The sequence below is a fragment of the Streptomyces sp. NPDC048734 genome (assembly GCF_043198675.1).
Taxonomy (GTDB): domain Bacteria; phylum Actinomycetota; class Actinomycetes; order Streptomycetales; family Streptomycetaceae; genus Streptomyces.
Window position 1 is genome coordinate 399866 of record NZ_JBICUZ010000007.1, and the last position, 9793, is coordinate 409658.

Here is a 9793-nt window from a genome sequence, read left to right on the forward strand (position 1 = left end):
TCGGGCAGGTGTCGTGCGGGAGGCACCGGGGACCGTGCCGCCGGCCGAAAGACGACCCGCCGTACACTCCCGGAGTGACCGTCACCGCTCTTTCCGCGGCCCAGCCGGAGCCCTCGACCGCGCCCTCGCGCGGCGCACGGCTCCCGCGTCTGGTCCCGGCAGCCACCGCGGCGCTCTCCGGAGTGCTCCTGTACGTCAGCTTCCCGCCGCGCACCCTGTGGTGGCTGGCCCTGCCCGCCTTCGCCCTCCTCGGCGGGCTGCTGCGCGGCCGGGGCTGGAAGGCGGGACTCGGCCTGGGCTACCTCTTCGGTCTCGGCTTCCTGCTGCCGCTGCTGGTGTGGACGGGCGTCGAGGTGGGCCCCGGCCCCTGGATCGCGCTGGTGCTCATCGAGGCGATCTTCGTGGCGCTGGCCGGCGCGGGCGTCGCGGCGGTCTCGAAGCTGCCGGGCTGGCCGGTGTGGGCGGCGGCGATCTGGATCGCCGGAGAGGCGGCACGCGCACGCGTACCCTTCCGCGGTTTCCCCTGGGGCAAGATCGCGTTCGGCCAGGCGGACGGCGTCTTCCTGCCGGTGGCCGCGCTGGGCGGCACTCCGGTCCTCGGCTTCGTGGTCGTCCTGTGCGGTTTCGGCCTCTGTGAGGCGGTACGGACGGGTCTCGAGTGGCGCCGCACGCGCGAGGTGCGGCGGTCGGCCGCCGCCGTCGCCCTGATCAGCATGGCCGTCCCGGTCCTGGCCGCCGCGGCCGCCCGCCCGCTGGTCAGTGACGAGGCGGAGGACGGCACCGCGACGGTGGCGGTCATCCAGGGCAACGTGCCCCGTCTCGGACTGGACTTCAACTCCCAGCGCCGGGCCGTCCTCGACTACCACGCGCGCGAGACGGAGCGACTGGCCGCCGAGGTCAGGACCGGCAAGGTGGACCAGCCCGACTTCGTGCTGTGGCCCGAGAACTCATCCGACATCGACCCCTTCGCCAACCCGGACGCCGCCACCGTCATCGAGCAGGCGGCCGAGGCGATCGACGCGCCCATCTCCGTCGGCGGCGTCGTCGAACGCGACGGCAAGCTCTACAACGAGCAGATCCTGTGGGACCCCGACAAGGGCGCCACCCAGACCTACGACAAGCGGCAGGTCCAGCCCTTCGGCGAGTACCTCCCGCTGCGCTCCCTCATCGGCGCCGTCAACGACGAGTGGACCTCGATGGTCCACCAGGACTTCAGCCGGGGCACCGCGCCCGGCGTGTTCGACTTCGGCGACGCCGAGGTCGGCCTCGCCACCTGCTACGAGGCTGCCTTCGACTGGGCCGTGCGTGACACCGTCACCCACGGCGCGCAGCTCATCTCCGTACCCAGCAACAACGCCACCTTCGACCGCAGCGAGATGACCTACCAGCAGCTCGCCATGTCACGCGTGCGTGCCGTCGAGCACAGCCGGACCGTCACCGTGCCGGTGACCAGCGGGGTCAGCGCGATCATCATGCCCGACGGCAGGATCAGCCAGAAGACCGGCATGTTCGTCGCGGACTCCCTGGTCCAGAAGGTCCCGCTGCGCTCCTCGCGGACCCCCGCGACGAAGCTCGGCATCCTGCCCGAGATCACCCTCCTGCTCGTCGCCGCCGGCGGGCTCGGGTGGGCGATCGGGGCCGGGGTGCGCGGGCGGCGCGCCGGTGGCGTGTGACCGTACGCCCGGCGAGCGCGTCCCCCACCCGCGCGGCGCCGTCGGAGCTCCTCGTTAGGGTCGGTCCATGCCTACTCCTGACTTCATCCGCGAGATCCGGGCCGTCGCGGGCCACCAGTTGCTGTGGCTGCCCGGAGTCACCGCCCTCGTCTTCGACGACGCCGGCCGCGTGCTGCTCGGCCGCCGCTCGGACACGCGCGAGTGGGCGGTGATCGGCGGCATCCCCGACCCCGGGGAGCAGCCCGCCGTCTGCGCCGTGCGGGAGGTCTTCGAGGAGACCGCGGTGCGGTGCGTGGTCGAACGGGTCGTCCTCGTCCAGGCGCTGGAGCCGGTCACGTACGACAACGGCGACGTCTGCCAGTACATGGACATCACCTTCCGCTGCCGTGCCGTGGGCGGCGAGGCCCGCGTCAACGACGACGAGTCGCTGGAGGTGGGGTGGTTCGCGGTGGACGCCCTGCCCGACCTGAACGAGTTCGCGCTGTTCCGGATCAAGCAGGCGCTGTCGGACGAGCCCACATGGTTCGACTCCATGAGTTCCAGCTGAAGTATGGAGGCGGACCATATGGGGTGAGTCGGCGGCGCTGCCTATGGTCACAGGCATGACCACGCCCCACGCCGCCCCTGGTCCCTCCGCCCCCTTCCTCGACCTCCACGGTCGCACCGCCCTCGTCACCGGCGCCGCCGGCGGTATCGGCCGCGCATGCGTGCTGCGGCTGGCGGCCGCCGGGGCCAAGGTGCGCGCGGTCGACCGGGACGCCACGGGCCTGGAGACACTCACCGAGAGCGCCGCGGGACTGCCGGGCGTCGTCGAGCCGCACCTCCTGGACCTCACGGACCTCGACGCCGCCGAACTCGCGGCCGCCGGCACCGACGTCCTGGTCAACAACGCCGGCCTGCAACTGGTACGCCCCCTGGAGGAGTTCCCGCCGGACGTCTTCCACACGGTCCTCACGGTGATGCTGGAGGCACCGTTCCGGCTCATCCGCGGCGCCCTGCCCCACATGTACGGGCAGGGCTGGGGCCGCATCGTCAACGTCTCCTCCGTGCACGGACTGCGCGCCTCGCCCTACAAGTCGGCGTACGTGGCCGCCAAGCACGGGCTCGAGGGACTGTCCAAGACGGCCGCCCTCGAAGGCGCGTCGCACGGCGTCACCTCCAACTGCGTGAACCCCGCCTATGTGCGCACCCCGCTGGTCGAGAAGCAGCTCGCCGACCAGGCGCGGGCGCACGACCTGCCGCAGGAGCGCGTCCTGGCCGAGGTGCTCCTGCGGGACAGCGCGCTCAAGCGGCTCATCGAACCGGAGGAGGTCGCCGATGCCGTCGCCTATCTGTGCGGCCCCGGAGCGTCCTTCGTGACCGGAACCTCCCTGGTCATGGACGGCGGCTGGACGGCACACTGACCTGCCCGGTGAGCGGCGGGCCCGGAGTTTTCCACAGGCCTGACGGGCCGGTTCGGACATGAGGAATCCTGTGAGCATGTCCCGCGATCACGTGGAGCCGGTCGAGCGCTCCGTCAGCGATGCCGAGGCCGCCGCGCACGGTGCCGAGGCGGGCCCCGCCGTGCCCGCTGCGACGGACGTGCCAGGTGTGCCCGGTGCGGCGAGTGCGCCAGGTACGGCGGGTGTGCCCGGTGCGGCGGGTGTGCCCGGCGGTCCCGGTGGTGCCGAGGCGCCCTTCCTGGAACTGCTCGCCCGCGGCGCGCCCGCCGAGGCCTATGACCGGCCGGTGCTGCTCGCGCGCGCCGAAGGACTGCCGGCCGAGCGGATCACCGCGCTCGAACACGCCAAGCGGCTCGCCCTGCGGGTGCGCTCCGAACTGGAGGGCCGCCGTCGGCGGGAGGCCGAGCTGTCGGCACTCTTCGCAACGGCCCACGACCTCGCGGGCCTGCGCGACGTGGACGCCGTCCTCCAGGCGATCGTGCAGCGGGCCCGCTCCCTCCTCGGCACCGACGTCGCCTACCTCAGCCTGAACGACCCGGTCAGGGGAGACACCTACATGCGGGTCACCGAGGGCTCGGTCGCCGCCCGCTTCCAGCAGTTGCGCCTCGGCATGGGGGAGGGGCTCGGCGGCCTGGTCGCCCAGACGGCCCGCCCGTACGTCACCGACGACTACTTCCGGGACGACCGCTTCCGGCACACCACGACCATCGACGCGGGCGTGAGCGACGAGGGCCTGGTCGCCATCCTCGGCGTCCCACTGATGCTGGGGGCCAACGTCATCGGGGTGCTGTTCGCCGCCGACCGGCGCGCCCGGGTCTTCGAGCGCGAGCAGATCGCCCTGCTCGGCTCCTTCGCCGCCCTGGCCGCGGCCGCCATCGACACCGCCAACCTGCTCACCGAGACCCGCTCGGCACTGGCGGGCCTGGAGCGCGCCCACGAGATCATCCAGGACCGCAGCGCCGTCATCGAGCGGGCCTCCGACGTCCACGACCGGCTCGCCGAACTGGTCCTGCGCGGCGGCGGGGTCCACGACGTGGCGGCGGCCGTCTCCCAGGTCCTGGCGGGCACGGTCGAATTCAGCGAGGCCGGCGCGGCCCCGGCCGGAGCACTGGAGACGTCCCGCGCGGAAGGTCACGCCGTGCGGCACGAGGACGACTGGATCGCCGCCGTGACCGCGGGCGGCGAACTGCTCGGCGCCCTCGTCCTGCGCGGCCACCCCGGCCTCGACCCCGTCGACCAGCGCACGCTGGAGCGGGCCGCGATGGTCACCTCCCTGCTACTGCTCGCCAGGCGCTCCGCCGCCGAGGCCGAACAACGCGTCCGCGGCGAGTTGCTGGACGACCTGCTCGACGCCCGCGACCGCGATCCGCGCATGCTGCGTGAGCGTGCCTCCCGGCTGCGTGCCGACCTCGACGCCACCCATGTCGTCCTCGCCGCGCGGCTGGAGGCAGACGCGGCCGACGCCGACCAGGAGGCGGACGCGCGGCGACGGCTGTGGTCCGCCGCTTCCCACCTCGCGGCGACCCGGCACGGCCTGGCCGCAGCCCGGGACGGCGGCACCGTTCTGCTGCTGCCGCTGACACCGGGTGACACCGCCACGGAGCTCGCCCACCGCACCGCCCGCCATCTGGGCACCGCCGTCCACGAGGCGGTCACCGTAGGCGCCTCCGCGCCCGTCCAGGGCCCCGCCGCCCACCCCGAAGCGGTGGTCGCCGCCTACCAGGAGGGCCGCCGGTGTGTCGAGGCACTGCGGCTGCTCGGCCGCTGCGGTGACGGCGCGGCCGCCGACGACTTCGGCTTCCTGGGACTGCTGCTCGCCGGTGACCGGGACGTGGCGGGATTCGTGGAGCGCACCATCGGCGAGGTCGTCGCCTACGACGAGCGGCGCGGCACCGATCTGGTGCGCACCCTCGACGCGTACTTCGCCTGCGGCATGAGCCCGGCCCGCACCAAGGACGACCTCCACGTCCACGTCAACACCGTGGCCCAGCGCCTGGAGCGCGTAGCCCGCCTCCTGGGCGAGGACTGGCAGAGTCCCGCCCGCGCCCTGGAGATCCAACTCGCCCTGCGGCTGAACCGGTTGACGGCCCGAATACCGAACTGACCTCCGTACTCCCGCAGGGGCGCGCAGGTCGGTTCGGTGTTCGGGCCGGAGGTCAGAGGACGCGGGCGTCCTCCGTCCTGACCGCCGGGTCACGCACCTCGGGGACGGTGTCCAGGGCGCCCAGGTCGCGGTGGCGGGTCTCCTTGGCCACGCCCACGGCTACGACCGTCAGCAGGGACGCGGCGATCACGTACAGGGCGATCGGAGTGGAGCTGTCGTGGTCGGCCAGCAGCGCGGTGGCGATGAGCGGGGCCGGGGCACCGGCCGCGACCGAGGCGAACTGGGCGCCGATGGAAGCACCGGAGTAGCGCATCCGGGTCGCGAACATCTCCGAGAAGAAGGCGGCCTGAGGTGCGTACATCGCGCCGTGCAGGACCAGTCCGACGGTCACGGCGAGGATGAGGTTGCCGAAGCCACCCGTGTCGATGAGCGAGAAGAAGGGGAACATCCACAGCCCGATGCCGACCGCGCCCAGCAGGTAGACGGGACGTCGGCCCACCCGGTCGGAGAGCGCACCCCAGGCGGGGATCACCGCGAAGTGCACGGCGGAGGCGATGAGTACGGCGTTGAGAGCGGTCTGCCGGGAGACACCGGCCGAGGTCGTCGCGTACACGAGGATGAACGCGGTGATGACGTAGTAGGAGATGTTCTCCGCCATGCGCGCGCCCATCGCGACGAGCACGTCACGCCAGTGGTGCCGCAGCACGGCGACGAGCGGAAGCTTCTCGGCGCCGGCCGCCTCCGTCGCCTTCCGGGCCTCCGCGTGCGCCAACGCCTCCTTGAAGACCGGGGATTCATCGACAGAGAGCCGAATCCACAGACCGACGATCACCAGCAGACCGGAGAGCAGGAACGGTATCCGCCAGCCCCAGCTGCCGAAGGCGGCGTCCGACAGCACGGCGGTGAGGAAGGAGAGCACACCGGTCGCGAGCAGTTGCCCCGCCGGCGCCCCGGTCTGCGGCCAGGAGGCCCAGAACCCGCGTCGGCGCGCGTCCCCGTGTTCGGACACCAGCAGGACGGCCCCGCCCCACTCGCCGCCGAGCGCGAAGCCCTGCACCAGACGCAGCACGGTCAGCAGCACCGGAGCGGCGGTCCCGATGGTCGCGTGCGTGGGCAGAAGTCCGATCGCGAAGGTCGCCCCGCCCATCATCAACAGACTGAGCACCAGCAGCTTCTTGCGCCCGAGCCGGTCCCCGTAGTGCCCGAAGACCAGCGCCCCGAGCGGACGTGCCGCGAATCCCACCGCGTACGTCAGGAAGGACAACAGCGTGCCGACGAGGGGATCGGAGCCCGGGAAGAACAGCTTGTTGAAGACGAGCGCGGCGGCGGAGCCGTACAGGAAGAAGTCGTACCACTCGATGGTGGTGCCGATGAGGGACGCGGCGACGATGCGCTTGAGGCTGGCGGGGGCTGGTGGAGCGGCTGCGGGCGACGACATCGGCACCACTTCCTGGGGTGTGACGGGGACGTTTGCGTGTCGCCACACCGTAGGAATCCGCAGGTCAGGCGCACATGTGGCGGGGCAACATAGTTCGAGGGTTCGCTATGCGTGCGACCACCATGCCGGCTCGCGGAAAGGCGGTTCAGGGGAGCGATGGTGGTCGAAACGAGTGCCGTCCGGGACGCGCGGTTCAGGGTGATTTGACGGTGCGGTGCTGACTCCCGTGCTGGTTTGGTGCTGACTAAAAGCCCACGTCATCATCCGTCTTCACCTGTCCCGTGCTGACTTGGTACTGACTACGCTCCGTTGAACTCGGACATCTTGGGGCTGATCGGCTCAGGGCCGTTGCGCGGTAGGCGACCTGACTGGATAGGCCGACCCGGTTTTGCCGCTCGGCTCTGCGGGCACGGGCAAAGCGCTGCGCCTGGGTGTGGTGCGCGCTCGTCCCAGCAGATTCTTCGTCTGCTGGTGGTACGCGCCCACCGTCGCCTCTGACCTGTGGCAAAGGGTGGAATCGTCTGCTGCTGAGCCGCGTTGGTCCGCACCTGGTCCGGATCTTGGTGCGTGATCTGTGGTGTTGGCGTGCGAGTCCTGCGGGACGACATGGCACAGGTAGTCGGAACCGTCTTCTGGCGTCCACGTGATCCAAGTCGGGAGTGTTTGGCCTGGTCAGGGCCTTGTGGTTCAGGAGCGTCGACGCTGTTGGTGACACGCGTGACAGGTGTGACCGATGTGGACCCCCGTCGGCCTGATCCGGCGGGGTCTCCGCGTGGGGACGGGCCCGGTTGAGCGGTGGTCGACGGGGTTTCCTCTGCTCCTGTTAGCTGTTCTGGGCTGCGAACAAGGGCGGCTGGCGAGAACCCTGAGCGCGTGCCATCGAAGTCGAGCGGCATGCGGGTCAGCGCCCCCGCGTCAGGAGGTGGAGCAGTGAGCGTTTTCAACGGGACCACTGATCGGGTGACGCCGGTCAGGTCGAGGTGAGGACCGCAACGCACAAGGCTCCCGTGCCGTTGCTGGAGGTGTTCGAAGTCTCAACCCATCCGCACAGGAGCTCCGTTGGCTCCCTATCCTGCCGCACTCGACCTCCCGCATGCCCTCGTCGAGTGGGTCACGATGCTCATCGTCACCCGTGAGGGTGACCGCAGGTGCAAACTCCCGCCGCACCAGTGCGGCGAGCGCCCGCTGGTGCGGCACGGCCCGTTGCTCGTGGATCGCTGCCGGAGCGATCCACGCCTCGGGGCAGCAGATGGGCGCGCAGCAGGTGAGCCAGGGTGGCCGCGTCCGCCTTGTCGTTCTTCAGCCTCGCCGACGCGATCGCCCTGCAGTGCAAGGGCTGGGCCGGGTGCGGCTCGCAACCGTAGTCCTGGAGCAGTTCGATCAGCCAGGCCCAGCCGAACGCTGCCTCGAACGCCACCGGCGTGCCCACGGGCAGATCACCGATCACTCCCAGCACCAGCTCGCGCCCGTCCCTGCCGCCGGTTCCGCCCTGAATCCGACATGCTCTTCCTGTAATTTGACAGAAATTTACCGAACAAAAGACTGTGTGTCCGACAAGGCTGCGCCGAGGCGGAAGAACTGCCGTACGACAGCCGTGGCCAATCGGATCTAATTGGGCGCACAAACGGCACACCGTCATCCGCAAATCGGGCATCACTGTGCAAGGATGTGCGAATTTCACTCAAACGTGACCCTGATCACTTGCGCCCTGTTGATCACTGTTGCTAGGTTCTCTCGCGTGATGCAGGTTGGCGAAAGTGAAGATTCTCAATCTGGCGATTTATTACTGAAGGACGGGGGATTCAGAAATCTTTTCTCGGCCACCGCTGTAAGTGCCGCAAGTGTGAGCGTGGCTAGAATCGCAATTCCGCTTGTTGCCGTCCTCGCGTTGGACGTCGGGGAATTTGAAGTCGGACTTGTCTCGACCTTCCTGACGCTTCCTTTTCTTCTGGTGGGGCTTCCGGCCGGCGTCTGGGTCGATCGCTTGCGGCGTAGACCCGTCCTGGTTTTCTCTCAGCTGGCCAGATCGGTCATTCTTCTCTCGATACCGCTGTCTTGGTGGTTTGGCTTCCTGACAATTTGGCAGGTATATGCCACCGTCCTTCTCTTCGGTATCTGCAATGTGTTCTACGACGTCGCCTACCAGTCGTATCTGCCCACCGTGGTGGGACGGGGGAGGGTGCTGGAAGCGAATGCGAAGCTCACCGGAGTTCAGCAGGTCTTCGCCGTGGGTGGGCCCTCGCTGGGCGGCCAGGTCGTTGCGCTGCTGACGGCCCCGGTCTCGTTTCTGGTGACCAGTGTCGGACTGGCGGTCTCCACGCTCTGCATCACTCGTATCAGAGTGGAGGAGCGTCCCGCTGCGCGCACGGCGCGTTCTCGGATGCTGCCCGAGGTGGGTGCCGGTTTGCGTCTGGTCTTGCGGGACCCGCGACTGCTGGCGATCGCTGGATCGACCGCCTGGCTGAACCTGACGTCGTATGCGGTTTACACGGTGACGATGCTGTTCCTGGCGCGGACCCTCGAACTGTCGCCCACCCTGATCGGGCTCTTCCTCAGTGTTTCTGCAGTTGGCGGATTGCTGGGTTCCTTTGTTTCGAAACGCATTTCCGAGAAATTCGGCCCCGGTCCCGCCATGTGGCTGATCTTGCTCCTCGGATCTCCCTTCGCTTTGGTGCTGCCCGTGGTCGGGGCGGACTGGGTACTGTGGGTCGGCGCTCTTGCCAATGGTGTCGTCGCTTTCATGACGGTGGTCTACAACGTCACTCAAGTCAGCTGCACGCAGGCGCTGACTCCAGATGGTTTCCTTGGTCGAGTCAATGCCAGCATGCGGTTTCTGACCTGGAGTGTCATGCCGCTCGGCTCCATGCTCGGTGGATTGGTCAGTGGTTTGCTGGGGGCGCGTGAAGCGCTCTTTGTGTGCGCTGCCGCCGGCTGCCTGGCGTTCATTCCGATCGTTTTCTCTCCTTTGCGTGCCATGCGGAAGTTCCCGCTGCAGTCGGCCGGCCCGGAAGAGGCCCTCCAAGAGGCCTGACCTGTCGGCCCGGAATCCTGATATTCGCTTCGTGTGGTTTCTCGTCGACTCGGTTCTCACGACTTCCTTGAGTCGCCGGCCCTCGAATCGGTGTGTCCACCTGAA

Annotated in this window: 7 protein-coding genes and 1 pseudogene; 6 read left to right on the top strand and 2 right to left on the bottom strand. The window is 69.4% G+C overall.

Features of this window, described 5'->3' with window-relative positions; all coding sequences use genetic code 11:
- Positions 1-74: 74 nt before the first annotated feature.
- The 4 genes from lnt (at position 75) to ACGFQC_RS21355 (ending at position 5219) form a co-directional block, all read left to right on the top strand.
- On the top strand, positions 75-1673 hold the full coding sequence (gene lnt / locus ACGFQC_RS21340; protein WP_363090201.1) for an apolipoprotein N-acyltransferase: 1599 nt from the start codon (positions 75-77) through the stop codon (positions 1671-1673).
- Positions 1674-1740: 67 nt separating this feature from the next.
- Entirely contained in the window at positions 1741-2220 is a 480-nt protein-coding gene (locus ACGFQC_RS21345; RefSeq protein ID WP_363090200.1) for an NUDIX domain-containing protein, read from the top strand.
- Positions 2221-2275: 55 nt separating this feature from the next.
- Complete coding sequence (locus tag ACGFQC_RS21350; RefSeq protein ID WP_363090199.1) at positions 2276-3076, top strand: 3-hydroxybutyrate dehydrogenase; 801 nt, start codon at positions 2276-2278, stop codon at positions 3074-3076.
- Between the two features lie 76 nt (positions 3077-3152).
- Complete coding sequence (locus ACGFQC_RS21355; RefSeq protein ID WP_363090198.1) at positions 3153-5219, top strand: GAF domain-containing protein; 2067 nt, start codon at positions 3153-3155, stop codon at positions 5217-5219.
- Positions 5220-5271: 52 nt separating this feature from the next.
- Here ACGFQC_RS21355 and ACGFQC_RS21360 read toward each other — a convergent pair whose 3' ends face one another.
- On the bottom strand, positions 5272-6657 hold the full coding sequence (locus tag ACGFQC_RS21360) for an MFS transporter (RefSeq protein ID WP_363090197.1): 1386 nt from the start codon (positions 6655-6657) through the stop codon (positions 5272-5274).
- 1059 nt (positions 6658-7716) lie between these two features.
- Between ACGFQC_RS21360 and ACGFQC_RS21365 the strand changes: the two are divergent.
- Positions 7717-7827 (top strand): annotated as a pseudogene (locus tag ACGFQC_RS21365) (IS5/IS1182 family transposase); the annotation flags it as partial.
- Here the strand turns inward: ACGFQC_RS21365 and ACGFQC_RS21370 are convergent.
- Entirely contained in the window at positions 7784-8113 is a 330-nt protein-coding gene (locus ACGFQC_RS21370; RefSeq protein ID WP_363090344.1) for a hypothetical protein, read from the bottom strand. The pseudogene ACGFQC_RS21365 and the gene ACGFQC_RS21370 sit on opposite strands and share 44 nt — an antisense overlap.
- A 285-nt stretch (positions 8114-8398) precedes the next feature.
- Here ACGFQC_RS21370 and ACGFQC_RS21375 point away from each other — a divergent pair, with 285 nt between their 5' ends.
- Positions 8399-9688: an MFS transporter gene (locus ACGFQC_RS21375; protein WP_363090332.1), complete on the top strand. Its 1290-nt coding sequence runs from the start codon at positions 8399-8401 to the stop codon at positions 9686-9688.
- Positions 9689-9793 lie beyond the last annotated feature (105 nt).

Excerpts from the sequence above, each read along its gene's own strand:
- ACGFQC_RS21345 (WP_363090200.1), top strand. The coding sequence starts at position 1,741 with ATGCCTACTCCTGACTTCATCCGCGAGATCCGGGCCGTCGCGGGCCAC.
- ACGFQC_RS21350 (WP_363090199.1), top strand. The coding sequence starts at position 2,276 with ATGACCACGCCCCACGCCGCCCCTGGTCCCTCCGCCCCCTTCCTCGAC.
- ACGFQC_RS21355 (WP_363090198.1), top strand. The coding sequence starts at position 3,153 with ATGTCCCGCGATCACGTGGAGCCGGTCGAGCGCTCCGTCAGCGATGCC.
- ACGFQC_RS21360 (WP_363090197.1), bottom strand. The coding sequence starts at position 6,657 with ATGTCGTCGCCCGCAGCCGCTCCACCAGCCCCCGCCAGCCTCAAGCGC.
- ACGFQC_RS21375 (WP_363090332.1), top strand. The coding sequence starts at position 8,399 with ATGCAGGTTGGCGAAAGTGAAGATTCTCAATCTGGCGATTTATTACTG.